The organism is Tardiphaga sp. 215_C5_N2_1, assembly GCF_052076055.1.
GTDB lineage: Bacteria > Pseudomonadota > Alphaproteobacteria > Rhizobiales > Xanthobacteraceae > Tardiphaga > Tardiphaga robiniae.
Map to the genome: position 1 here is coordinate 5022830 of NZ_CP197240.1, position 25215 is coordinate 5048044.

A 25215-nucleotide genomic window follows, 5' to 3' on the forward strand; every position below is an offset into this window, starting at 1 on the left:
CTGTCGCAGTTGGGAATGTGTAACGGGGGTCGGTATGTCGAACAGGTTTACGCAATACATTCTGATCGCGATGGCGCTGGGCATCGTGATGGGCTCGCTGGTTTTCAACTATTTGCCCGATAGTCGCGGCGAGATCGCGGCCGACGTCAATCTGATCGCCATGTTGTTTTTGCGCCTGATCAAGATGATCATCGCGCCCCTGGTCTTTGCCACGCTGGTCGGCGGCATCGCCCATATGGGCTCGGGCTCCAAGCTCGGCCGCATCTTCGCCAAGACCATGGGCTGGTTCGTCAGCGCCTCCTTCATCTCGCTGCTGCTCGGCCTCGTGATGGTCAACCTGTTGCAGCCCGGCGCGAATTTCCCGGGAACGCTACCGGCTGCGGGGCAATCGACGGGCTTGCCGGTGTCGGCTTTCTCCATTGAAAAATTCCTCACCCATTTGATCCCGACCTCTATCGCAGACGCGATGGCGCAGAACGAAATCCTGCAGATCGTCATCTTTGCCGTGTTCTTCGCAGTTGCGATGGGCGCCATGCCGGAACGCTCCAAGCCGATGCTGCAGCTGATCGATGACCTCGGTCACATCATGCTGAAGGTCACCGGCTATGTGATGCTGTTCGCACCGCTGGCGGTGTGGGCGGCGATCATGGCGACCGTGTCCAAGAATGGCCTCGGTGTGTTGTGGAAGCTGATCGTCTTCATGGGCGGCTTCTATCTGTCGCTGGCGATCCTGTGGGGCATTCTCGTGGTGGTCGGCTTCATCGTCATCGGGCCGCGCTACAGCCATCTGCTGCGGCTGATCCGCGAACCCTTGATGATTGCGTTTTCCACGGCAAGTTCGGAAGCTGCCTATCCGAAGACGCTGGAAGGTCTTAACCGCTTCGGCGCCTCGTCGCGCATCTCCAGTTTCGTGCTGCCGCTGGGCTATTCGTTCAATCTCGACGGCACGATGATGTACTGCACCTTCGCCAGTATCTTCATCGCGCAGACCTATCACATCGAAATGTCGCTCGGCACGCAGCTCGCGATGCTGGCAACGCTGATGATCACCTCGAAGGGCGTGGCCGGCGTGCCGCGTGCCTCGCTGGTGGTGATCGCGTCGACGCTCAGCCAGTTCAACATTCCCGAAGCGGGCCTGTTGATGATCATGGGTATCGATACGTTCCTAGATATGGGCCGCAGTGCCACCAATGTGATCGGCAATTCGCTGGCCACGGCGGTGGTTGCTAAATGGGAAGGCGAACTCGCGCCCGAACATGAGCTCGGTCCCGACGATGTGGTGCCTGGCGACATGATCCCCGGAGAAATCCCCGCCCTCGGACATGGTTGAGGTGCGTGATGCGCTACTATCTGACCGGTTCGATCACCGGGCTTCTGGCAGCTTTGCTGCTGGCGACGACTACGCAGGCGCAAGCGCCTGCGGAAGGGCTTAGCCCGACGCTGGCGGCGATCAAGAAGGCGCATGTGGTCAAGCTCGGCTACCGCGAGAGTTCGCCGCCGTTCTCGTTTCGCGATCAGGCGGGCCGGCCGATCGGCTACAGTCTCGAACTCTGCGAGGCCATCGTCGAGGATATCGGCATCGAGGTCGACGATCCCCAGCTCAAGATCGAATATGTAAAAGTAACGTCGGACGATCGCATTCCCGCCGTGGTCGACGGCAAGATCGATCTCGAATGCGGCTCGACCACGGCCAATGCCGAACGGCGCAAACTGGTCGCGTTCTCGCCGCTGATGTTCGTCGCCGGCACCAAGCTGATGGTGCCGAAAACCACGGCGGGTACTGCACCGACTGACTTCAAGGGCAAGACCATTGTCGTCACCAAAGGCACCACCAACGAACAGGCGATGCATGCGGTCGATAAGAAGTTCAATCTCGGCCTCAACATCGTGGTCTCGCCCGATCACGAGCAGAGCTACCAGATGCTGGTCGACGGCAAGGCCGATGCCTTCGCGACGGACGATATCCTGCTGTCGGGCCTGATCGCGCGGCACAAATCGCAGGACAAGTTCCGCGTGGTCGGCGATTACCTGTCCTATGATCCCTACGGCATCATGTTTCGTAAGGGCGAGCCGCAGCTTGCGGCTGTCGTCGAGCGTGCGTTTCGACGGCTCGGCTCCAACCGTGATCTGATCCCGCTCTATAACAAATGGTTCGTCGCACGCCTGCCGACCGGCGAGCGCATGGGTGTCTCGATCTCGCCGCAGCTGGAAGAGAGCTTCAAGGTGCTGGACGATTCAGCGGGCGGGACGAATTAGCCACACACTGTCATTCCGGGGCGCGGGCAGCGCCAGCTGCACGCGAACCCGGAATCCCGGTGTGTTTGGCTCTCCGGAGACTCCCATGTCGAGATTCCGGGTTCGCGTCCGGCAAGTGCCGGCCACGCCCCGGAATGACGAGTGGGGAACTTTAAAAAAACTGCAGATCCTGCGCCTTGCCGCCGCGCAGCACCGTGGCATATTCGATCGCCGCAAACAGTCCACCCGCCACATAGATCTTGCGCGGCACGGCGCGAGCAAGTTGCTGACTGAGGCGCACCGCGTCTTCCATGGCATTGGCCACATGAATGCGCGCCGCCGGATGAGCCTTGCGCGCTGCAGCGCCGACCACGCGCGCATCGGCGCCCTTGTGATAGGCGCGGGTGCACACGATCGTATCGAAGACGGGCGCGAGATGCTTGGCGATATCGTCGACATTCTTGTCGCCGGAGACGCCGAGCACCAGCAACCAGTTGTCATCGCCATGGATGGCGCGAAGGCTCTTCAGGGCCTGTGCGACGCCATCGGGCGTATGGCCGACATCGATGATGGTCAGGGGATCGCGCTGAACGATTTCGAGCCGTCCTGGCCATCTGGTATCGCGCAGCCCGGTCCGGACCGCGAGATCGATGGCGCTGGTGGTCGCATCCGGATGCATGCGCTGCATCCAGAGAATGAACAGCGCAGCCGCAATGGCGGCGTTGTTGAGCTGGAACTCGCCGGCCAGCATGAGTTCGAGCGCGCGCAGATCGAATGCGCCCAGCCGGCAGTTGAAGGCCTGGGCCTTGGCTGATGCAAAGACGTTACTGATCGTGATCTCGTCGCCGATATGCAGGCCGGTGACGTTGCGGTTGCGATTGTACTCGGCGAGATTGCCGCGCATGGGCAGGCAGTTCTCGCCGTAGACGACGGTGCCGCCCGAGATACAGGCATCGCTCTTGTCGCAGGCGATCAGCTCCAGCGAGTTGCCGAGCAGGTTGACGTGTTCGAGATCGACCGAGGTGACGCAGGTGATGTCGGCGCCGACCAGCCGAACCGGATCGTAACGTCCGCCGATGCCCGCTTCGAACACGGCGAATTCGCATTCGGTCTCCTGGAAATACAGGCAGGCCAGAGCGAACTGAGCCTCGAAGGCGCCGAAGGTCTCATGCAGCGTGTGCTGCTTGAGATCGGCGATGGCAGTGGCCACGCGCAGGACGAGAGCTTCCAGCAACTCGTCATCGACGGGGACGCCGTCGATCTGGAAGCGCTCGTTGAAGCGATAGAGATGCGGTGACGTGAACAGGCCCGTCCGCAGGCCGAAAGCGCGTCCGATGCTGGCGCAGAATGCCGCGGTCGAGCCCTTGCCGTTGGAGCCGGTGACGACGACGGAATGTTTGCGCAGCCTGACACGGTCGATCGACAGCGCGTCGAGCAGCATCGCCAGCCGGGCGAGGCATAGGCCGTCGCCATATTTGGGCAGGTTAAACATCGAGCAGGCCAATCGCCGTAATTGTATGCCGCCAGATGCGCAGGATCAGATCCTCGCGGCCGCTGTCTTCGAGGAAGCGGATCGAGGGATTGGCATTGACCTCGATCACGCGCAAGGCCGCAGCATCGCCGTCGATATCCGTAAACAGGTCGACCGCGCCAGCGCGCAGGCCGAGCGCCTTGGCGGCCTGTAGCGCCATCGCAAAGGCGACAGTCTCGTTGCCCGGCGCCGCAAAGCTCATGCTGCCGCCTGCGCTGCGATTCATCCGGCCGGGAATCGCGCGCCGCTCGCCATATGGCAGCACGCGATCGAGGGAGGTGTCGTCGGGACCTGTGGCGGCCGACGAAATCCCGTGGCGGTCCAGCGCGGACGTCTCCGCGGCGATCAATTGCCTGAGCGTCGCCTTGCCGTCGCCGGTCACAAAGGGCGACGTCTTCTGCGCGCAATACACGACATCGTCGTCGAGGATGAACACGCGATATTCCTGGCCGGTATAGATGCGCTGCATCAGGATCGCGTCATAATACTGCGCGACCTGCTTGAGATAGGCCATGAGCGCGTCGCCGCCCACGACAATCTCCGCAAAGTCGCCGCGCGATCCCATCAGCGGCTTGATGAAGGCCCGGTCGCCGAGTTCGGCGAAATGCCAGACGGCGTCGGCATGTTCGTGGCCGGGCGGGCGATGGGCGCGATAACGCTCATGCAGGAAGAAGTATTTCCCGCCCAAAGTCGGGACGCCGGCGCGCTCCATCAGCACATTGGCGAAATACTTGTCATTCGCCAGCGTCGCAGCCGTGGCGTTGTTCTGCGGAAAGAACGAGCCGCGTCCGGCGCCGAAGGATGCGCTCCTGCCATTGCGGCCGACGGTGAAGATCAGGCCCGTTCCGCCATCGACGTCGGCGAAATCCAGCCCGAACTGGCGGCAAGCGTATTCGGCATAGATCGACTGGTCGGGATAGGATGGGGGCTTTCCAGCCCGGATGTCGCGAAGGGATGTCATCAAGGACCAGGCCGACGATTGAACGAAAAGCCGCCTGCGACGACTTTAACGAGGTGGCCGGAAACTACCGGATCGGGATCACGCGATCCAGCCGGATACCATTAACGGTGTCCGGCAAGAAACTGAACGAAACCTCCCATATCGGGTAATTTAATGTCGCGGCCAGATGGGCTGCTGCTGCATGGGTAACCTGCTTTGGAAATTAATCGACCGCCTCCCTCAGTCCGCAATTGCACTTCATGGCTACTTTGACTAATTGTCATTCGCAGCTGCGAGAACCAAAATTAGCCAATAGCCGCAATGGTTTCTCGGCATCGTGACGCGGCAAACAATGGACTTGTTCTAAAAAGCCCGCACTGGAAAATCAAATCTCATGAGCGCCTTTCACAGAGAGAAAGTTCTTTCTGTCCAGCATTGGACCGATACACTTTTCAGCTTCAAAGCCACCCGCGACACCTCGTTCCGCTTCCAGAACGGCCAGTTCGCCATGATCGGCCTGGAAGTCGATGGCAAGCCGCTGTTGCGCGCCTATTCGATGGCCAGCGCGAACCACGAGGAAGAGCTGGAATTCTTCAGCATCAAGGTGCCGGATGGTCCGCTGACCTCGCGCCTGCAGAAGATCAAGGAAGGCGACACCATCCTGGTCGGCCGCAAGGCCGTCGGCACGCTGATCACCGACAATCTTTTGCCCGGCAAGCGCCTGCTGATGCTCTCCACCGGCACCGGCCTCGCGCCGTTCGCCAGCCTGATCAAGGACCCGGACGTCTATGAGCGCTATGAGCATGTGGTGCTCGTGCATGGCTGCCGTCAGGTTTCCGAACTCGCTTATGGCGAGCGCCTGGTCGCCAAGCTGGCCGAGGACGAGCTGTTCGGCGAGCTGATGAAGGACAAGTTCACCTATTACCCGACGGTCACGCGCGAGCCGTTCCGCAACCGCGGCCGGATCACGGACCTGATCGCGTCGTCGCAGCTGTTCAACGATATCGGCCAGGGCCCGCTTTCGATCGAGACCGACCGCATCATGCTGTGCGGCAGCCCGAGCATGCTCGAGGATCTCAAGATCATGTTCGAAGAGCGCGATTTCATCGAAGGCAGCGGCTCGAAGCCGGGCCACTTCGTGATCGAGAAGGCGTTCGTCGAGCGCTAAGGCAGCCGACACCATCAAGATTCACTGCACTGCAAAACCCGCGCTCCGGCGCGGGTTTTGTCGTCTGGGGCCCTCGCTTTTTGCAACGATTCATTGAGCGTGGCGCGATAGATTGGGCACTCTGGCGCGATGCTCTGCGGCAACGCGCCTGTGATGTTTGCGTCATCGGGTCTGTGTAACGCTAGCGCCATTCATGTCAGGCAGGATTTTTATGGAAACGTTGATGCTTCCCCTCTCGCCGCGCTTCATCGTTTTGACGATCTGCGGTGTCGCCACCTTGCTGCTGGTCGGCATTGGCATTCACGACCCCAAGGTCATCCCTCTCGTTGTCATCCCGGTCATCGTCTTCGGCGGCCTGACCATGCTTGGCATTCACGACGTGCTGCAGAAGGACCATGCGGTTCTGCGCAACTATCCGATCTCGGCGCATATCCGCTTCCTGCTCGAAGAAATCCGTCCGGAGATGCGGCAGTATTTCTTCGAGAGCGAAAAGGATGGTATGCCGTTCAGCCGCGACACCCGCGCGGTGGTCTATCAGCGCGCCAAGATGGTGCTCGACAAGCGTCCCTTCGGCACCCAGAAGAACGTCTACGAAGAGGGCTATGAGTGGATGCATCATTCGGTCGCGCCGCGGCCGCATGCGACTGAGCAGTTCCGCATCACCATCGGTGGCCCGGATTGCCTCAAGCCCTATTCGGCCTCGGTACTGAACATCTCGGCTATGAGCTTTGGTGCACTCAGCCCCAATGCGATCCGCGCGCTGAATGCTGGCGCCAAGCGTGGTGAATTCGCGCATGACACTGGAGAAGGCGGCGTCAGTCCGTATCATCAGGAGAACGGCGGCGACCTGATCTGGGAGGTCGGCTCCGGCTATTTTGGTTGCCGCACGCGTGATGGCAACTTCGATCCCGACGCCTTCGCGAAGCTTGCCGTCAACGATCAGATCAAGATGGTCGAGCTCAAGATCAGCCAGGGCGCAAAGCCGGGCCACGGCGGCGTGTTGCCGGCGGCGAAAGTGTCGGAAGAAATCTCGCGCATCCGCGGCGTCGCCATGGGTGAGGACTGTATCTCGCCGGCCTATCACAAGGCGTTTTCAACACCGATCGAGATGATGGAGTTCATCGACAAGATGCGCCGTCTGTCCGGCGGTAAGCCCGCCGGCTTCAAGCTGTGCATCGGTCATCCCTGGGAATTTCTCGCGATCTGCAAGGCGATGCTGCAGACCGGCATCTATCCGGATTTCATCGTGGTCGATGGCAATGAAGGCGGCACGGGCGCGGCGCCGCTGGAGTTCATGGATCATTTGGGCATGCCGATGCGCGAGGGCGTCAACTTCGTGCACAATGCGCTGATCGGCATCGGCGCGCGTGACCGCATCAAGATTGGCGCCTCCGGCAAGATCGCAACCGCCTTCGATATCGCCCGCGCCATGGCGCTCGGTGCCGACTGGTGTAATTCGGCGCGCGGCTTCATGTTCGCACTAGGTTGCATCCAGTCACTGAGCTGCCACACCGATCGTTGCCCGACCGGCGTCACGACGCAGGACCCCACGCGCAATCGCGCCCTCGCTGTGCCTCAGAAGACCGATCGCGTTTACAACTATCACGAGGCGACGTTGCATGCGCTGGCTGAGCTGATCGCGGCAGCCGGGCTCGCTCATCCGCAGGATATTCGTCCGATCCATTTCTCGCATCGCGCCTCCAGCACTGATGTTCTGTCCTTCACGCGGATGTATCCGGCGCTGCGCCACAACGAGCTGGTCGATGGCACCGGCGACAAGCGCTTTCGCGATGCATGGGAAATGGCGCAAGCGGGCTCGTTCCTGCCAGCAGCTCTGGAACGTTCGGCCTAGATTATCGTAGCCCGGATATCGCTGCGCTCATCCGGGCTACAAACGGCGCAGGATGTGTCGTCAGAACTCGCCGTGCAATCGGCCTGAGAAGATCGAGACCGGCCCGCGATCCTTGTTATAGGCAGGGTTCGCAATCAGCTGGTAGTCGGCCGTGAGGGTGAAGTTCTTGTCGATGGCATAGGCATAATAGGTTTCGAGGATGCGCTCGGTGCCGTAATTTAGCCGTCCGTCGCCGATCAGCAATCCGTTGCCGCCAGCGGCGAGGAAGTCGCGATGCGCAGCGGACAGGCCGTTGATCGCGCCTCCAAGGCCGATCGTGTCATTGGCGCGACCCCAATGGCTGCCCTTGATCGACACGCCGGCAGAGACGCTGCGGTCGATATCGGTGAAGGACAGGATCTCGTTCTGGCCATCGTTCCAGCTGACGCGCCCGAAGATGCCGACGTCGGTGGCAACCTGCTGCTCACCGTTGACGTAGAAACCGTATTTGTCGCTGGCGCGGCGGATCGAGGACATCACGTCGTTGATATCCAGCGTGGGATCATTGGCCTCGATCGCCAGTGCGCCGCGATAGCTGCCGGTATTGCCGCGATTGATGAAGGCACCGACGCGCAGCTTGCCGGGCTGGTCGAAGATCTGGTGACGCTCCTCGAATTCGACGACCGCGCCGCCAGTCTTGAACGTCAGGACGTCGTTGTTAGGCTGCGCCGGCACCTGAAACAGGCCGGCTCGGATCGCCCAGTCTTTGCGATTCAGTTCAACGATGGCGCCGCGGGTGAAGCCCGGCAGGTCGGCTGGAAAGTCGTAAGCGGCCGATGACCACATCGCCCAGTTCATGAAGTCGGCGCGCGGATCCTTGGCGTAGGAATTACCATCGAAGAAATCACCCACCGCGAAGCGTCCGACCGTGAGCGTGATGCGGTCGATGTCGCGCTTGCCTGCCAATTGATTGGCGGCGTCGGGGACGTCTTCCTGCTCGCCGCCGAGGCCAAGCGTCTGGCGGAAGTAATAGCGCTGCATCCGAAAGCGCGGAAACGGCGCGCCGCCCTTTTGCGCCTCGCCATTGGGGAAGCCGGCGAGGCCGAGCGTGGAGTTGAGGCCGAAGCCCTGCGCCAGCTCGGGATTGAGATAGAGCTCACCGCCCTGCCACAGTCGCCAGCCGAGGAACGCCGTCGTCGTAAAGGTCTCGCGCCCTTGGCCGCCGCCAGGAAGGCTGTTGGTGCCTTCATAGGGCGAGCGAATCCGCGGATAGGCGGACGCGATGAAAGTGGTCTGGGCGTGAACGTTCCAGTCTGTCGATTCCGGCAGCACAGTCTTGCCGGTGACGGGAGCTGACGGCAACCAGGGCGGCGTGTCCCACAGCCGATAATTCAAGCCGACTTTGACGGTGTGAATATTCGGATCAACGCTCACATTCGGCAGCCCGGTATTGCCGAGGTCATAGGTCTGCCGCATCAAATCGAGATAGGCGTATTCCGCCTTCGCGGTCCAGTTGCCGCCAACGGCAAATTCGACGCCCGCGCCGGCGGTCCAGCCGAAATGGGTGCGGGTCGCCGATGATATGAGGTCGCCGTCGGCATCATTGAGATTGAGTTTGGTGCGTCCCCACGCCACGCCACCGGTGACGTACGGCATCAACGCACCGAAGGCGTAGCCGATGCGGCCGCGTGCGGTCGCAAAATAGTCGAAGGTCGTATGGAAAGGCGCTGGCATCAACCGCGCTGCGTCCTGCGGACTGCTGAACGTGGCGTCGGCCTCGAAGCCCAGCACGACGTTGTTGCTGAGCTGCCTGTTGTAGCCGATCTGGTAGCCGCCGATCAGGCCGGTCGGCGAAGGCGGCAGGAAAACGCCCTGCGCGGGCAGCGGATTGCTGCCGGGACCAAAGCTGCCGCCGCCATAGCCGATGTGACCGCCGAGATAAAACCCGGTCCAGTCGTAAACCAGGCGGGGCGCTTTCAGCGCCATGCCGGGCGAAATATCGGCCGCGATCGCAGAGCCATCGAACGCCAATGCGCCCAGCGCAAAACCGGCCAAAACGCGCTTCACGACAATACTCGCGATCGGTCGGGGTACTTCATGCGGCCGTCATTTCTCGCTTTAGGTCGCCGCCGATCATGCGACGAACCGTTTGATATTCCACAAAAATAGTCGATTCGCCCATAACGTTGGGGGGGATCGAGGGTCGTCGTGAGACAAAACGAAACAGAATGAGCAACCCGTCGACTCCCCGACTATAATTGCAACTAATTCGCAATAGCAAGAAGCAACTGGAGAAGCATGTTTCAGTGGCAGCCGATCATGACGGTTGGATAACAGCAGCTGGCCGGCACGGCTCGAAAGGCATTTGGCGAGCGCAAAAAAATGACCCGCTCGGGGGGGACAACCGAGCGGGTCTGGTGCGACACGGGGTGGATGAGGCGCCCGTGTCGGACGCAAATCCACGTCAGTCGATCAAGAGATTAGTAGTTGCAGGTCCGGACGCGGCCGACATAGTTGCCGTAGCCGTCATACTGGCGGACCCAACCGCAGCGATATCCGTAACCGTAGTAGCCGTTGTTGGCGGCAATGGCGCTGCCGACGACTGCGGCGCCGACTACACCGGCAGCGATACCGAAGCCGATGCCCGGGCCCTTGGCCTGAGCCTGCTGGGACGATGCCACGGTGCCGGCAGCGGTGAGAGCAACGAGAGCGAAAGCAGCAATCTTGGACTTGATCGACATGGGATAACTCCATCCTGTTGAAGTGCAGCCATCGTGGCCTGCATGCCAATCAGTCGGAGCCCAAACGGATCGGGTTCGAGACCCGGTCGAACTATTTGGTTTCAGGCAAATTCTTTTGGTTTCAGAATCGTGTCGTCATCCGCGCGGAATATGTCGTCGCGTGAATCGCGCAATCCGCGGTTAACCACATCTCACGCGCCGGCATCCGGTTCGCGATCAAACGCTGTCACGTCGAAGCGATGCATGTCCGCGAGTAGTTCGCAGAACGCTTTTGCGCCGTGTGCCAGCAGCTTCTCGCCCTTGTCGGCTGATGCCTGCGTGGCGTCGCCAATAGCGCCGCTGGGATGGAGGTCTTCGGCCTGCCACGCGAATGGCGCGGGTCGGCTCGCCGACAGCCAGCGATAGGTCTTCTCCATCGCGATCGCTGACGACGCGAAGTTTGCGATCTTGTCGTTGCGCACATGCTGCGGATAGCGCGCCAGCATGATCGATGTTTCCACGGCGCCGCCATGAATCCCGTGACGCAATTCTTCGTCGGTGAACAGGCCATCCGGCGCACCGAACCGATTCCATCCGGTGGTGGCGACCAGCATGCCGTATTCGGCGCGCAGGTCCTGCGCCGCGAGCGTCATTGCTGCACTGTTGCCGCCGTGGCTAGTGACGATCACGAGTTTCTGAACGCCGGCGCGCGCGACGCTTTCGCCGATCGCGGTCCAGGTCTGCAATGCGATCTCGGTCGGCAAGGTCAGCGTACCGGGAAAGGCGAGGTGCTCGGTCGAAATGCCCACAGGTTGAAGCGGCAGGAACGTTACCGGAATATCGGCGGGCAGCAGGCGCTGGACCTCTGCAAGATAAGCCTCCGCAATCATGACGTCAGTGCCGAGGGGCAGATGCGGTCCGTGCTGCTCGGTCGCGGCCAATGGCAGCACAGCAATCCAGGAGGCCGGATCGCTCTTGGCGATGTCGGGCCAGTGAATGGCAGTCCAGTCGCGGGGCGGCATATTGGCAGTCATCGAGGTGCGTTTCTTTGGTCAATTTTGCAGGGTAGTCTGGCAGCAGATTGCTTCCTATCATGGGCCATAACGGTCGACGGAGTCCAATATGAGCCCGATATCCCTGCTGCGCGCGTTAACCATTGGCGCATTGGCCGTGATGGCCGTGTGGTCGCCTGCCGCGGCGGAAACCAGGCTCGACAAGGTCAGTTTCGGAACCAACTGGGTGGCCGAGGCTGAACATGGCGGCTTCTTCCAGGCGGTCGCGGACGGCACCTACAAGAATTACGGCCTCGACGTCACCATCGTGCCGGGCGGCCCGAACGTGAACAACCGCATCCTGTTGATCTCGGGCAAGCTCGACTTCTTCATGAGCGCGAACACGCTGCAATCCTTCGATGCCGTCGCCAATAATGTGCCGGTGGTCGCTGTCGCCGCGATCTTCCAGAAGGACCCGCAGGTCTTTCTGGCGCATCCCAATCCCAAGGTGACCAAGCTCGAAGATCTCAAGCCGATGACGCTGCTGATCTCGAAGGAGGGCGTCGCCGGCTATTTCCAATGGATGCGATCCGAGCTTGGCTTCAGCGCGTCCAAGGTCAAGCCTTACACCTATAATGCGCAGCCTTTCATCGTCGACAAGAACAGTGCGATGCAGGGCTATGTTACGTCCGAGCCGTTCGTGGTCGAGAAGCAAGCCAATTTCAAGCCAACCGTGATGCTGCTCGCGGATTACGGTTTCGATGGCTATTCGACCTTGATCGAAACGCGCCGCGAATGGGTCGATAAGAAGCCGGACCTTGTCCAGCGTTTCGTCGATGCCTCGATGATCGGCTGGTACAACTATCTCTATGGCGACAACAAAGCCGCCAATGAAGTCATCAAGAAGCTCAACCCGGAAATGACCGATGACCTGCTGGCCTATTCCATCGCCAAGATGAAGGAATACGGTATCGTCGACTCAGGTGATGCGCTCAAAGACGGTATCGGCGCCATGAGCGAAGCGCGTGTTGCCAGCTTCTTCGACAAGATGTCACGCGCAGGCGTGGTCAAGCGCGACATCGACTATCGCAAGGCCTATACGCTGCAGTTCATCAACAAGGGTGTCGGTCTCGATCTCCGGCCGAAGAAGTAGCCCGGCAGATGGCCGACCCTGCCTTGTTGAGCGATGCACCCACCGCCGTGCGCCTGCGCGGTGTCACGAAGGTCTATGACAACGGCACCGTGGCGCTGGGGCCGCTTGATCTCGATATTCGCAAGGGCGAGTTCGTCTCGCTGTTGGGCTCGTCCGGCTGCGGCAAATCTACTGCACTCCGCCTGATTGCAGGCCTGATCGCGCCGTCAGCGGGCACTTTAGATATCGCTGCGCAGAGCAGCGGTCACGCCATCGGTTTCGTGTTCCAGGAGCCGACGCTGATGCCATGGAGCACGATCCGGGAGAATGTGCGACTGCCGCTGAAGCTGGCACATATGCCGGATGCGCAGTCGACGGCGCGGGTGGATGAAGTGCTCGCACAGGTCGGTCTCGCGGACTTTGCCGAAGCCTATCCGCGCGAATTATCGGGTGGCATGAAGATGCGGGCGTCGCTGGCCCGCGCGCTGGTGACCGAGCCGGATATCCTGCTGATGGACGAGCCCTTTGCCGCGCTGGACGAGATCACGCGCTTCCGGCTCAACAACGACCTGCTGGCGTTGTGGCGTGAACTCGGCAAGACGGTCATCTTCGTTACCCATTCGGTGTTCGAGTCGGTTTATCTGTCGCAGCGCGTTGTGGTGATGACCTCGCGGCCTGGTCGCGTCAGCACCGAATGCCATATCGAATCCGCTGAACCGCGCGACGACGCGTTTCGCACCTCGATGGCTTATGCCGGCTATTGCCGCGATGTTTCGCAAGCACTGATGGCGGCCAGTGACGCGGCATTCAACGAGACAAAGGCGCGGGCATGAAAGGGCTGGAGCCATTGCCCACAGTCGATCGCGGTTCGGCAATGCCCAGCAGCATGCCGTGGCAGCGCATCGTCTGGCCGGTGGTCGTGTTCGTCGCCGGAATCGTTTTGTGGGATCTCGTCGTCCGGATCGGCGAAATCCCGCCCTATCTGCTGCCCGGCCCCTTACTTGTTTTCAAGACGCTGATCGCCGACTGGCCGGTTCTGTCTGAATCCCTCGGCGTGACATTGCTGACCGCGCTGGAGGGCTTCATCGCCGCAGCCATCGGCGGCATCGCATTGGCGCTGTTGTTCAACCAGTCCAAATGGCTGGAATATTCCTTGTTGCCTTATGCCATCGTGCTGCAGGTGACACCCGTCATCGCCATTGCGCCCTTGATGCTGATCTATCTGCCGCAGCAGACGGCTGTCGTCGTCTGCGCCTGGATCGTGGCGTTCTTCCCGGTGCTGGCCAATACGACGCTGGGCCTCAATTCGGTGGATCGCAATCTGGCTGGGCTGTTCCAGCTCTACCGCGCGTCGCGCTGGCAGGTGCTGCGCTATCTGAAGCTTCCGGCGGCACTGCCGTTCATACTCGGCGGATTGCGCATTGCGGGCGGATTGTCGCTGATCGGCGCGGTGGCGGCGGAAATCGCTGCAGGTGCGGCGGGTGCTGGTTCAGGCCTCGCCTATCGCATTTCGGAATCCAGCTATCGCCTCAATATTCCCCGAATGTTCGCTGCGTTATTGTTGCTGTCCGTTGCGGGGATTGTGATTTATATGCTGCTCGCGCTGGTATCCCACGAATTGTTGCGGCGCTGGCATGAGAGTGCACTGCGAAAGGAAAAATAATGGGGACGGGAATCTCTTCGGACAAAATCGACCTGCTGATCTATGGACCGACGAAGCCGCTGATCAATAACGGCTTCTCGGATCAGTTCGTATTGCATAAATATGAAACCCAGCACGATCTCGAACGGCTGCCGGCGGGCGTCTCCGAGAAAATCCGCGGCATCGCCGTGACCGGCCTGGTGCCGACCAACAGCGCCGTGCTGGCGAAATATCCCAAGGTCGAGATCATATCCTCGTTCGGCGTCGGCTACGATCACATCGACGCGAAATATGCCGCTGAGAACAACATCCTCGTCACCAACACGCCGGATGTGCTGACCGAGGAAGTCGCCGATACGGCGCTCGGCCTGTTCATTGCGACTGCCCGCGAATTCATCAAGGCGGACAAATATGTCCGTTCGGGCCTGTGGCTGACGCAGCCTTATCCGCTCACAGTCGGCTCGCTGCGCGACCGCAAGGTCGGCATGGTGGGCATGGGCCGCATCGGTCAGGCCATTGCGCGCCGTCTCGACGCCTCGCTGGTGCCGGTGGTCTATCACTCGCGCAACCCCGCCGCTGGCGTCTCGCACAAACACTATCCGAACCTGATCGAGATGGCGAAGGCGGTGGATACGCTGATCGTCATTACGCCGGGCGGACCGTCGACGGCCAACCTGGTCAATGCGGAAGTCATGCAGGCGCTCGGTCCGCGCGGTATCATCATCAATATCGCACGCGGTTCGGTGATCGACGAGCCCGCACTGATTGCGGCGCTCAAATCGGGCACCATTCTGGCCGCGGGCCTCGACGTGTTTGCGCAGGAGCCCAAAGTGCCGGACGAGCTGAAGTCGATGCAGAACGTCGTGCTGTTGCCGCATGTCGGCTCGGCGTCGGTGGTGACGCGCAACGCGATGGATCAGCTTGTGGTCGACAACCTCAAACTCTGGTTCGCCGGCAAGGCGCCGACGACGCCGATTGCGGAAACGCCGATAAAGGGACGCTGATCGTGAGACTCGCGTCGGGGCGCTGTCGATATTTTGCGCTGGCAGTGGCCGGCGCGATGCTTGTCGGCGCACCGGCGCGAGCTCAGGATGCCGCCACCCTTCGGAAAAACATGATCGGGCAGTGGGAGCTCTCCACCACCGAGCGCAGCAAGACCTGCGTGGTGACGCTGAAGAACGACACGTCTCCGCAGGGGCTCAAGCTCGAACTCGAACCGGATTGCGCGAAGGCGTTGCCCTTCACCAAGGATATCACGGCCTGGAACATCAAGGGGCTCGATATCGTCCGGCTGCAGAATCCGACGGGCGAAGCCGTGATCGACTTCACCGAAGTCGAGAGCGGCATCTTCGAGGGCATTCGCACGGGTGAGGGCGTCTATATCCTGCAGAATCTCGCTGCAGCCCGCTCGCTGACCAAGTCGATGGACCAGATGATTGGCGACTGGTCGATGGTACGCGGCAGCGGCCGCGTGGTCTGCGGTCTGACGCTGACCAATACCGAAACGACCCAGGACAACTTCGCCGTGTTCCTGAAGCCGCGCTGCGACCCCCTGGTGGCGAATTTCAATCCCAAGCAGTGGCGCCTCGAACGGGGCGAATTGCTGATGATGTCGGCCTCAGGCGAGATCTGGCATTTCGAAGCAGACGATAACGCTCAGTGGCGCCGCGTGCCGGATAGTGCCGACCCGCTCATCCTGCTGCGGCAGTAGGAGGTCGCTCCGCGCCCGCTTTTGTCGTCCCCGCGAAGGCGGGGACCCATAACCACGGCATACGCAATTGTAACGGCGAGCCACACGACGACAGCACTCCAAATGACGCCGCGGCGTGTATGGGTCCCCGCTTTTGCGGGGACGACGAGGAGAGGTCGTTGCCCGAACTGCGCTCTGCGCAACAATCCGTCCGGTCCAAATCAGCCTCTTCGAACCTATTTCCGCTGCGCGTTACCAAGATGAAATGGTTCAAACCCGATTGGAGGGTGAGATGAAATTTTTCGCCTTGGCTTTCTCGTGCCTTTTATTTTTCTCAATGCCTGCCAATGCCAATGACGCAGACACCTTCAATGCAATGGTCGCATTGGCGAAGAAGGGAGATGCAGAGGCGCAATATCATGTGGGCATGATGTACAATAATGGCATCGGCACACAACAGGATCGTAGGCAGGCCTTTGAGTGGTTTCAAAAATCAGCTGCGTCGAGCGACCCGTTGGGAGCCTATAAGCTTGGTTGTTACTATGACGGGCAAGGCGCAGGCATCGTGGAATCTGACTCGGATCAAGCTTTGAAATATAAGCTTGTTTCTGCCGAAGCCGGCTATGCGCTTGCCCAGCACGATGTCGCCAATCTGTATGACAGGCGAGGAAATTCGGAAGAAGCGCTCAAATGGTGGAAAAGGGCGGGCGATCAGGGATATCCCGGTGCACTCTTTGGTTTGTCCCGTTTGTATTCCGCCGGAAAAGGCGCGCCAAAGGATCTGTCTTTGTCATATGCATATTTCAAACTCTCGAACGTAGCGCCCAAAAAGAATGTAAATGAAATGGCGGCCATGTTGTCCGAAGCAGAACTCAAGAACGCAGAAAAACTGGTGTCCGAATGGAAGCCGCGGACAACTGCTTTAACACTCAAGGCAAAAAGCGGTATTCGAGCAGCAGAAGAATACGTCAAAACCACCAAGAACTAAGTGTTCTGATTGGCCTTAGATGAGCTTCAGCCCCTTAAGGCTGGCATGGCCGTGTTTGCCGACGATGATGTGATCATGCACCGCGATGCCGAGCGGCGCGGCAACATCGATCACCGCCTTGGTCATCTGCACATCGGCCTGCGACGGTGTCGGGTCGCCGGATGGGGGATGTAACTGGGGCTAGTTCCTCGTTACAGATCGGGATAGACCCGAAGTATCATGCAGCTGCCTTCACGAAACTCCACGATCACATTGTAATACGGATTCCAAATCTAGATCTATCTCGGCCAGATCATGTCACTCAGTAGCAAATGTCGGACTGGCAGATGTCACGATATAGCGTCCTCCAACGGGAGCGATCGTGAAGGCCGGCAAACAACTAGATTTCTGCGATCCCAGCGATCGAGCTCCTCCAGAGGATAGAGAATAGCTTTACCGATCTTGATGAACGATGGACCGTTTCTCATCGAACGCCAGTTGCGGAGGGGCCCCCGCTGACCTGTCTGCGATAGCGCTCAATAACCTCCTCAACGGTGAAAAATACTGGACCTGCTGGAAGTACGATGGAGCGGCTGGTGACGAAATTACGCAATGAACTGTTGCACGTTCCAAGTTGCGTGAGGCTGGGATCGATGGTCATCGAAGAGGATCCGATAAGTGCAGAAGATGTTCTGCAGTCAAGCATTGACTGATTGCGGTTTGGGGACACCGTCAGCGGATTGCGGACCGTTCCGATACATCAGTCTAAATGTCTGCTCTTCTGACGCCACAGAATGCGCGTCGGCATAGAGCCCAAAGCAAGCTCATGCACGAATCGCGGAATGAACGGTTCTGGAATGGCAGTTTGTGGCGCAGAGGAGACGTCGTCGAGAAAGGCCAGTATTCGGTGGTTTTTCCGATCACGAGCAACGTCTCTGGGTAACCCGCGTGCTAGACGGTCGTCATCCCCGTCAGAATCGGGCGAGGTGAGGCATCGTGTACTCATCGAGAAGTTTCAGAAATTGTCTGGCGAGTACGCTGAGCTCTCCGACATTCGATTTCAGCACGCCCACTTCGTAGAAGACGCATGGTGAAAATGGTCGAACGACCAGCGCGCCGGTGTTGCCGGTCCGCCTGAGCGTGTCGGAAATACTGAGCGCGTCCACCAGGCAGATGCCGGCGCCGTCGATGGCCAGATTGAGAGCGATAGCAAAAAACTCGCATTCAATGGCGGGATGAAACGGTGTCCCGCTGGCTTCGAAGGCGCGCGAGATTGCAGCGTAGGATGTTCGGCTTCCCGGCGTGATGATGAGATCACTTCCCTCAAGGAGATCAGGCGTGAGCGTTTCATGGGCAGCCAATGCGTGAGACGCGGGCAATACGCATTGCAGCCGGAACCGATAGCGCTTCAACACCGTGTTCGTGCGGTCGAAGGGCGGTTCGGCGATGCCGATGTCGAATGCCCTTGATGACACCAGACTGCGCACATTGTCGGAGCTGCGCGTCAGCAGCCTGATCTGGGTGGCGGGCCGGTCCCGCCGGAAACGGCTGACGATCTCCGGAAGCCAGGCGATGCCGGGACCTGGGCTGCTGGCGATCGTCAGAACGCCGCGTTGACCGGCCGAAATACCCGCGGCGGCATCTTCCAGCTCGGAAAATCCCGCAAGCGCGTGCACCGCTTCGCTATGCAGGAGATGGGCTTCGGCTGTCGGGACGATATGCCGGCTTTCCCGTCGGAACAGCACGAAGCCCACATTCTGCTCCAGGCGCTTGAGCGCTGCGCTGACGGCGGGCTGCGTTACGCCGAGCGCCCGCGCGGCCTCCGTGACTGACCGGTGCTGCATCACGGCGTTGAAGATCTCGACAAGTCTCAGATCCATAACCAGCATCTATACATCATTTAGGAGTTTTTTACGGAAAAATACCAAAAAATGACTTTTGGCGGCGTCTGGTTTATTTTGGCATTAGGTTTGCTTATGAATTGCGGACCCCTGTTGGAGCGCCCGCTGGCATGATTGAGAGCAGTCCGCCAATTTCCCCGTCCGGCCCATTGCTGACTGCGGACGCCGTGGTGAAGCGTTTCGGGCCCAACACCGTGCTGCATGGCGTGGATCTGGCACTCGGCACGGGAGAGTCGACCTGCATCATTGGCCCCAGCGGTTCGGGCAAGACGACCCTGTTGCGATGCATGGCGCTGCTTGAGGCTCCGTCCGACGGACGCATCCTGATGGATGGCACAACCGTGGCGCAAGCAAATCCGTCGTCCAGCGTGCGTGCCGCCGCCAAAAAGGTGCGGCCCGAGATCGGCATGGTGTTCCAGCAGTTCAACCTGTGGCCGCATATGACGGTGCTGCAAAACATCATCGAGGCGCCGATGCGCGTGCGTGGCGTCGCTCGCGACGAGGCGGTCGCCACTGCGGAAAGCCTGCTGGAAAAAGTCGGGTTGGCCGCGAAGCGCGATAGCTATCCGCCACGGTTGTCCGGCGGGCAGCAGCAGCGCGTCGCGATCGCACGCGCTTTGGCTATGCAGCCGAAGGTCCTGTTGTTCGACGAGCCGACATCCGCGCTCGACCCCGAATTGCGCCGAGAAGTGCTGCAGGTGATGCGCACGCTGGCGCTCGAAGGCATGACGATGCTCGTCGTCACGCATGAAATGGGCTTTGCGCGCCGTGTCGCCAGCCGTGTCGTCTTCATGGACGAGGGCGTCATCGTTGAGCAGGGCGATCCATCGCTCTTCTTTGAGAACCCGACCACTGAACGAGCCAGGCGTTTCCTGACGCATTTTGAGGATTGATGACCATGAAAAAGCTTTTGACACTTGTCGCTGCATTGGCTGTCACGTCGTTGACGGCGTATCAGGCCAGCGCCGAGCAACTGCAGTCTCATCTCTACGACATCACCAAGAGCGGCATGCTAAAAGTCTGCATCTGGCCGCAATATTATGCGATCTCTCTGCGCAATCCCGATACCGGCAAGCTTGAGGGCATCGACATCGATCTGTCCGAACAGCTGGCAAAGGACCTCGGTGTGAAGCTCGAATATGTCGAGACGTCCTTCAGCACGTTCATCGCCGATCTGCAGGCCAGCAAGTGCGATCTCGGTATGTTCGGCGTCGGCGCGACAATGAAACGCGCGCAGGCCGTCGCTTTCACGCAGCCCTACCTGATCAGCGGCGTCTACGCCGTCGTCCAGAAGGGAGGCAAGATCAAGAGCTGGGCCGATATCGACAAGCCCGGGGTCAACGTGGGTATGCCATTGGGCAGCTACATCGAACCTTTCATGCGCGGCTATCTGAAGAACGCCAAGGTCGTCGCCGTGGCGCCGCCTGCCACTGTGCAGGCCGAGCTGATGTCGCACCGGGTTGACGTCATGGCGACGGACTTTCCGGCATCGACCAAGATGAATGCCCAGTTCGACTGGTCGATGACGCTATCTCCGCCGGAGCCGATGTCGGTGACGCCCTATGCCTATGTGATGAACCAGGGCGACCAGATCTGGCTGAACTACGTCAATCTGTTTGTTCAGAACATCAAGCTCGATGGACGCCTGAAGGCGGCCGCCGAGAAGAACAAGCTCGGCCCGATCGTCGCGCCTTAAGGCCACCCGATGCAGAGCTATAGCTTTCGCTGGGACATCGTCCCGAGAAATTTCGGCTTCCTCGCCGACGGCATCGGGATGACCTTGTTCCTGTCGGTCGTCACGCTGATCGTGGCGACCGTGCTCGGAATGGTGATCGCGCTCATGCAGATGTCGCGTTTTCGTGTTGCGCGGATCGCGGCCCTGGCCGTGGGCGAGATCATTCGCAATACGCCCATCCTGGTGCAACTGCTCTGGGTTTATTACGTGATGCCGATCGTCTTCAACATCCAGATCGACGCACTATCCGCGTCGATTTTGGGCCTGTCGCTCTACTCGGCGGTGTTTATCTCTGAGGTCTTCCGCGCCGGCATTGCGACTGTCCCCGTCGGACACCGCGAGGCCGCGCAAGTGCTCGGCCTGACCCCGCTGCAAAGCTTCGTCAGGATCGTCGGGCCGCAGGCCATTCGCAGCGTGCTGCCCCCGCTTGCTGCGAACTTCGTCCAGCTGATCAAATATTCCTCGCTGGCCTCCGTCATCTCGGTGAGCGAGGTGACGCGCCGAGGCATGGAGCTGTCGTCCTCGACCTTCCGTCCGCTCGAAATCTTCACCTTCATCGGGCTGATCTATTTTGTGATCTGCTGGCCTCTGACGCACTCGATCCGCATCTGGGAGGCGCGCCTTGCCAGACGTTGATGCGGCACGCCAGGCGGTGTCGCGCGACCGGGTCGATCAGGTGATCGACTTGGCACTGCCGATGATTGGCACGCCATCGCCTAATCCCGATGGCGACACACGCGCCGTGGCGGCTCTCGCTGTCGATCTCATCAAGACGCATGTGCCCGGCGTGGAGATCGAACTCCATCCCGGCTCGGCCGACATCGTCAATGTGGTCGCCCGCATCCGCGGCGCCGGTCCCGGCCGGCGTGTCGTGTTCAACGGCCATCTCGACACCTATCCGGTCGGTACGCCGGCGCAGTGGTCGGTCAATCCGGCCGGCGAGGTGCGGGACGGCCGCCTCTATGGCCGCGGCGCCGCCGATATGAAAGGAGGCATCGCGGCATCCATTGTTGCGATGGCTGCATTGGCCGAACAGCGCGCTCATTGGAGCGGCGAAGCCGTGCTGACATTGGCGGGCGACGAAGAGACGATGGGTCCGCTCGGGACCAAGCTTCTGCTCGATCGGGTCCCTCACGCCACCGGCGCTGCGACGATCATCGGCGATGCCGGATCGCCGATGGTGGCGCGCTTCGGCGAGAAGGGATTCATCTGGATCGATATCACTGCGAAGGGCAAGGCGGCCCATGGCGCCCATGTGCATCTCGGCATGAACGCGCTCGACCGATTACGTGTTGCTCTGGATCGCGTGAGCGCCTTGCGCGATCTGCCAGTCGACATGCCGGACCAGGTCCGCAAGGCGGTCGCCGACGCCAAAGCCATCTCCGAGGCACTTTGCGGAGCCGGCGAAGCGGACGTACTGTCGGCCGTCACGGCCAATATAGGCATCGTATCGGGCGGTACGTCGCCCAATCTGGTGCCGTCCACCGCGCATGCCGCGGTCGATATCCGTCTGCCGGTGGGTGTCACAGCAAAGACCGTTCTTGCCAGCCTGAAACAGGGGCTCGATCTGCCTGGCATCACATGGAGCGTATTGCGCTGCTTCGAGCCGAACTACACCAACCCGGACAACGAGCTTATACGTTATTGCGCAAGGGCCGCAGCCGACGTGATGGGAATGGCACCGGCGGTGAACATGCGCGTTGGCGGCTCGGACTCGCGCTGGTTTCGAATGGCCGGCATCCCCACCGTCGTTTACGGCCCGACGCCCTACAATATGGGCGCCCCTGACGAATATGCAGATATCTCCGAATTGGGCATCGTCTCCCGCGTGCACGCGCTGACGGCTTTTGATTTTCTAACGAAGGAAGCGAGTGGCACATGAGCGAAGCGGCAGAGTTCATCGGGCCGGAAACCTTCATGGGCTTGCCTGCGGGCCTGCCGCAGCCGGGATGCCGCGCGGCGATTCTTGGCGTGCCGTTCGACTGCGGCACGCATCCGTTCCGGGTCGGTGCGCGGCAGGGGCCACTGGAAGTGCGCCGCGAGTCGCGGCTCATTCGCCGGTACCATCCTTCGCTCGCCGATGTTGACGTGTTGTCGCTGCTCGGTGCGGTGGATGCCGGCGACGTCGCGCTGGTGCCGGGTCGCATCGACGACGCGTTCGTGCGGATCGAGGCGGCTGCCGCGCGCATTGTCGAGACCGGCGCGGTACCCATCGGCATCGGCGGCGATGGCTCGGTCTCGCTACCGCTGATGCGGGCCGCAGCGCGAAAGCACAAGGGTTTGGTCGCGCTGCACATCGACAGTCACACTGATGCCTATCCCTATACGCCGGACGATCGCTACAACGCAGCGACACAGTTCACCAATGCGGCGCAGGAAGGCCTGGTGGACGCCTCGTCGTCCTGGCACATCGGCGTTCGCGGCTTCACCTATTGCTCCGGCGTGCTGGAACACACGCGCGGGCTCGGCTTCCGTGTCATCACCATCGAGGACCTGATGCGCCGCGGCTTCGCGCAGACTGTTGCGGAGTTCAGCGACACGGTCGCCGGCCGGCCGGTCTATCTGTGCTGGGACATGGACGTGTTCGATCCCTCCGTAGCCCCGGGCGTCTGCACACCGGCGTGGGGCGGTCTCACGGCCCGCGAAGGAATCGAACTGTTGCGCAGCCTGTCAGGCCTGAACATTGTCGCGATGGACTTCAACACAATCAGTCCGCCACAGGACGTCAACGGGATGGCCGCGCAACTGTGCTCCCATATGATCATGGAAGCGCTCGTACTGCTGGCGGCCAATCTGGGGCTCTTGCCCGATTGAGGATTTCCTGTAATTTTACAGGATATTTTCCTATGACCGTTTCTGGCGCAAAGCGGACAATAGCTCAGCTACGCAAGCAACGTTATGGCGGCGTTCTAGACAAGCTCGGCTATGGCCGATACGCACAGAAACTGCGAACAGCGATGGCCATCGCAGCCAAAGTTGGCTGACATCACTCATAGGCGGCAATGAAGTCCGTAAGATCATCTCCCAGCAAATTGACATGAACGCGCATTGCCGAATGCGCTTTCTCTGCGTCATGCGCGCAAATAGCGTCGATGATTGCCTGATGCTCCGTGATCGTGGTCTGAAAACGGTGCGGTTTGTAAGTGACGCGCCTCAGGAATGGCGCGACACGGTTGCGCAGTTGCCTTGTTTCCTGTGCGAGATAGACGTTGCGGGCGCCATCATGGATGATGCGGTGAAATGCAATGTTCAACGCGTTGAACTCATCGACGTCAGTGCCATCGGCCGATGTCTTCAGCCGTTCATGAGCTGCCCGCATTTCGATTTCCTGTTCCGGCAGCATCCGGCGTGAGGCGAGGCGGGCACAGAGCCCTTCGAGTTCGGCCATCACCTGGAACATCTCAAGCAACGTGTTGATGCCGATTTTGCGCACCACGACGCCCTGACGGCTTCGCAGGTCGACTAAATCGTTGGCGCCGAGCAGTCGGAACGCTTCGCGGACCGGGGTCCGCGACACGCCGAAGCGCTGCGCGATCTCTTGCTCGTCGAGCCGATCGCCTGGCTTAAGCTCGCCTTTGAGAATGGCTTGCTCGAGCTCGCGGTGCAGAACCTCGGTCAGCGTCTCGCCGGTCTCCAGCTTGAGGCTCACGCTCTCCGAAACGGCCGCCGCATTCTTTTTCGCCATCGATGCATTCTCTTTGATCTATTTTGCATACATAAATCCCAAAATCCGTCCGCGGAATGATTGGGAAAAGTCGTGTTTCGTCAAAACTAGGGCGTTTCCGCGCGTATATCAACGAAAATGCCGTGTATGCAAACTGGCACACTCCTTGCGTTACAAAATCGGGTCACCAAGGAATTTGCATGCGGATTTCTGCTCCCAGTATGCCTGCCGCGTCGTCTGATCCGTCATCCGCGATCAAGCCGATACCGTCTCGCCCCCTCGCAGGCCGTTTGCGGATGGCCAGTTTCAGCGCCGGTCAACCGCGCACGGCGGATGCGATCACCAGTGTGCTGTCCGTGCTGTCGATCATCGGCGCCTGGTATCTCGGCTCGTGGACGATGTCGGAGAAGGTGCTGCCTGCGCCTCACGTCGTTGCCGTGGTTCTCTTTGAGGCGATGCGCTCAGGCGGAATCTGGCTCGATATCGGCATCACGCTTGGCCGCATCCTGATTGCGTTCACCATCTCCATGACGATCTCGGCCGCGCTCGGCTTCACCATGGGGCTTTCGCACCGCGCCAGCGTTTTCTTTCGGGTGTGGATCGTCTGCTTCATCACCATCCCGGCGCTGGTCATCATGCTGACTTGCTACATGGTGATCGGATTGAACGACAAGGCCGCGATCCTCGGCGCGGCAATCCCGATCATTCCGATCCTTACCATCAATATTCGCGATGGCGTGAAGGGCATCGATCCGCGATTGCTCGGAATGGCAAAGGCGTTCCGCGCCAGCACCCGGCAGCAGATATTCGAGGTCGTTGCGCCGCAGGTCGCACCGATCCTGCTCGCGTCGGCGCGCTTCGGCCTCGGACTGGTCTGGAAGATGATCCTGTTCGCTGAGTTACTCGGGCGTGGTGACGGCATCGGCTACAAGATCGAATTCTACTACCAGATGTTCAACATGAAGGAGGTGCTCGCGCATGCGCTCAGCTTCCTCATGGTGATGCTGTTCATCGAAGTCGTCATCCTTGGAACTATCGAGAAACGCATCTTCCGCTGGCGTGCGTAA

General features: G+C 60.3%; 23 protein-coding genes and 2 pseudogenes. 16 read left to right on the forward strand and 9 right to left on the reverse strand.

Translation table 11 applies throughout. From position 1 onward, the window contains the following. Positions 1 to 34 precede the first annotated feature (34 nt). Entirely contained in the window at positions 35 to 1330 is a 1296-nt protein-coding gene (locus AB7828_RS23840; protein WP_089266305.1) for a dicarboxylate/amino acid:cation symporter, read from the forward strand. Positions 1331 to 1338: 8 nt separating this feature from the next. Continuing rightward, complete coding sequence (locus AB7828_RS23845) at positions 1339 to 2256, forward strand: amino acid ABC transporter substrate-binding protein (RefSeq protein ID WP_441231329.1); 918 nt, start codon at positions 1339 to 1341, stop codon at positions 2254 to 2256. Positions 2257 to 2407: 151 nt separating this feature from the next. On the opposite strand, the gene AB7828_RS23850 is transcribed toward AB7828_RS23845, so the two are convergent. Both AB7828_RS23850 and AB7828_RS23855 read right to left on the reverse strand, forming a co-directional pair. Further along, the gene (locus AB7828_RS23850) at positions 2408 to 3727 is read right to left on the reverse strand and encodes a bifunctional folylpolyglutamate synthase/dihydrofolate synthase (protein ID WP_441231330.1); all 1320 of its coding nucleotides are present in this window, start codon (positions 3725 to 3727) and stop codon (positions 2408 to 2410) included. Next, the gene (locus tag AB7828_RS23855) at positions 3720 to 4727 is read right to left on the reverse strand and encodes an ATP-grasp domain-containing protein (RefSeq protein WP_441231331.1); all 1008 of its coding nucleotides are present in this window, start codon (positions 4725 to 4727) and stop codon (positions 3720 to 3722) included. The genes AB7828_RS23850 and AB7828_RS23855 overlap by 8 nt, the downstream gene beginning before the upstream one ends. Positions 4728 to 5100: 373 nt before the next feature. Between AB7828_RS23855 and AB7828_RS23860 the strand changes: the two genes are divergently transcribed. Next, positions 5101 to 5874, forward strand: coding sequence for a ferredoxin--NADP reductase (locus AB7828_RS23860; RefSeq protein ID WP_089266309.1), 774 nt, complete (start codon positions 5101 to 5103; stop codon positions 5872 to 5874). 211 nt (positions 5875 to 6085) lie between these two features. Further along, positions 6086 to 7726, forward strand: coding sequence for an FMN-binding glutamate synthase family protein (locus AB7828_RS23865; RefSeq protein WP_320446465.1), 1641 nt, complete (start codon positions 6086 to 6088; stop codon positions 7724 to 7726). Positions 7727 to 7786: 60 nt separating this feature from the next. Here AB7828_RS23865 and AB7828_RS23870 read toward each other — a convergent pair whose 3' ends face one another. The 3 genes from AB7828_RS23870 to AB7828_RS23880 form a co-directional block, all read right to left on the reverse strand. Further along, complete coding sequence (locus AB7828_RS23870; RefSeq protein WP_441231332.1) at positions 7787 to 9772, reverse strand: carbohydrate porin; 1986 nt, start codon at positions 9770 to 9772, stop codon at positions 7787 to 7789. 413 nt (positions 9773 to 10185) lie between these two features. After that, on the reverse strand, positions 10186 to 10446 hold the full coding sequence (locus AB7828_RS23875) for a hypothetical protein (RefSeq protein WP_089266312.1): 261 nt from the start codon (positions 10444 to 10446) through the stop codon (positions 10186 to 10188). A 191-nt stretch (positions 10447 to 10637) separates the two neighbouring features. Continuing rightward, the gene (locus AB7828_RS23880; RefSeq protein ID WP_441231333.1) at positions 10638 to 11459 is read right to left on the reverse strand and encodes a creatininase family protein; all 822 of its coding nucleotides are present in this window, start codon (positions 11457 to 11459) and stop codon (positions 10638 to 10640) included. Positions 11460 to 11547: 88 nt separating this feature from the next. Between AB7828_RS23880 and AB7828_RS23885 the strand changes: the two genes are divergently transcribed. From AB7828_RS23885 to AB7828_RS23910, 6 genes are all read left to right on the forward strand, one after another. Then, complete coding sequence (locus AB7828_RS23885) at positions 11548 to 12570, forward strand: ABC transporter substrate-binding protein (protein ID WP_439056992.1); 1023 nt, start codon at positions 11548 to 11550, stop codon at positions 12568 to 12570. Between the two features lie 8 nt (positions 12571 to 12578). Further along, complete coding sequence (locus AB7828_RS23890) at positions 12579 to 13382, forward strand: ABC transporter ATP-binding protein (protein WP_441231334.1); 804 nt, start codon at positions 12579 to 12581, stop codon at positions 13380 to 13382. A gap of 41 nt (positions 13383 to 13423) precedes the next feature. Beyond that, on the forward strand, positions 13424 to 14212 hold the full coding sequence (locus AB7828_RS23895; RefSeq protein ID WP_441231335.1) for an ABC transporter permease: 789 nt from the start codon (positions 13424 to 13426) through the stop codon (positions 14210 to 14212). Then, entirely contained in the window at positions 14212 to 15195 is a 984-nt protein-coding gene (locus AB7828_RS23900) for a 2-hydroxyacid dehydrogenase (RefSeq protein WP_441231336.1), read from the forward strand. The genes AB7828_RS23895 and AB7828_RS23900 overlap by 1 nt, the downstream gene beginning before the upstream one ends. Positions 15196 to 15251: 56 nt before the next feature. Then, complete coding sequence (locus AB7828_RS23905) at positions 15252 to 15902, forward strand: AprI/Inh family metalloprotease inhibitor (RefSeq protein WP_441232304.1); 651 nt, start codon at positions 15252 to 15254, stop codon at positions 15900 to 15902. Between the two features lie 271 nt (positions 15903 to 16173). Next, complete coding sequence (locus AB7828_RS23910) at positions 16174 to 16869, forward strand: tetratricopeptide repeat protein (protein WP_441231337.1); 696 nt, start codon at positions 16174 to 16176, stop codon at positions 16867 to 16869. A 15-nt stretch (positions 16870 to 16884) separates the two neighbouring features. Here AB7828_RS23910 and AB7828_RS23915 read toward each other — a convergent pair. From AB7828_RS23915 to AB7828_RS23925, 3 genes and pseudogenes are all read right to left on the reverse strand, one after another. Further along, positions 16885 to 17034 (reverse strand): annotated as a pseudogene (locus tag AB7828_RS23915) (JAB domain-containing protein); the annotation flags it as partial. Between the two features lie 164 nt (positions 17035 to 17198). Further along, positions 17199 to 17434, reverse strand: a pseudogene (locus AB7828_RS23920) (helix-turn-helix domain-containing protein). Positions 17435 to 17819: 385 nt separating this feature from the next. Then, a complete protein-coding gene (locus AB7828_RS23925; protein ID WP_441231338.1) occupies positions 17820 to 18737 on the reverse strand; it encodes a LysR family transcriptional regulator in 918 nt (305 codons plus the stop codon). A gap of 122 nt (positions 18738 to 18859) precedes the next feature. Here AB7828_RS23925 and AB7828_RS23930 point away from each other — a divergent pair, with 122 nt between their 5' ends. The 5 genes from AB7828_RS23930 to AB7828_RS23950 are packed head-to-tail and all read left to right on the forward strand — an operon-like array spanning position 18860 to position 23298. Beyond that, positions 18860 to 19642 carry an amino acid ABC transporter ATP-binding protein gene (locus AB7828_RS23930; protein WP_441231339.1) on the forward strand — a complete coding sequence of 261 codons (783 nt, stop codon included), beginning with the start codon at positions 18860 to 18862 and terminating at the stop codon, positions 19640 to 19642. A gap of 5 nt (positions 19643 to 19647) precedes the next feature. Next, the gene (locus AB7828_RS23935) at positions 19648 to 20445 is read left to right on the forward strand and encodes an ABC transporter substrate-binding protein (protein ID WP_441231340.1); all 798 of its coding nucleotides are present in this window, start codon (positions 19648 to 19650) and stop codon (positions 20443 to 20445) included. Between the two features lie 9 nt (positions 20446 to 20454). Further along, complete coding sequence (locus AB7828_RS23940; protein ID WP_441231341.1) at positions 20455 to 21120, forward strand: amino acid ABC transporter permease; 666 nt, start codon at positions 20455 to 20457, stop codon at positions 21118 to 21120. After that, positions 21107 to 22366 (forward strand): M20/M25/M40 family metallo-hydrolase, encoded by a 1260-nt coding sequence (locus tag AB7828_RS23945; RefSeq protein WP_441231342.1) that lies wholly within the window; start codon positions 21107 to 21109, stop codon positions 22364 to 22366. Before AB7828_RS23940 ends, AB7828_RS23945 begins: the two co-directional genes overlap by 14 nt. Next, positions 22363 to 23298 (forward strand): arginase family protein, encoded by a 936-nt coding sequence (locus tag AB7828_RS23950; RefSeq protein WP_441231343.1) that lies wholly within the window; start codon positions 22363 to 22365, stop codon positions 23296 to 23298. Before AB7828_RS23945 ends, AB7828_RS23950 begins: the two co-directional genes overlap by 4 nt. A gap of 172 nt (positions 23299 to 23470) precedes the next feature. Here AB7828_RS23950 and AB7828_RS23955 read toward each other — a convergent pair whose 3' ends face one another. Then, complete coding sequence (locus AB7828_RS23955; protein WP_441231344.1) at positions 23471 to 24169, reverse strand: GntR family transcriptional regulator; 699 nt, start codon at positions 24167 to 24169, stop codon at positions 23471 to 23473. A 275-nt stretch (positions 24170 to 24444) separates the two neighbouring features. Between AB7828_RS23955 and AB7828_RS23960 the strand changes: the two genes are divergently transcribed. Further along, positions 24445 to 25215: an ABC transporter permease gene (locus AB7828_RS23960; RefSeq protein WP_441231345.1), complete on the forward strand. Its 771-nt coding sequence runs from the start codon at positions 24445 to 24447 to the stop codon at positions 25213 to 25215.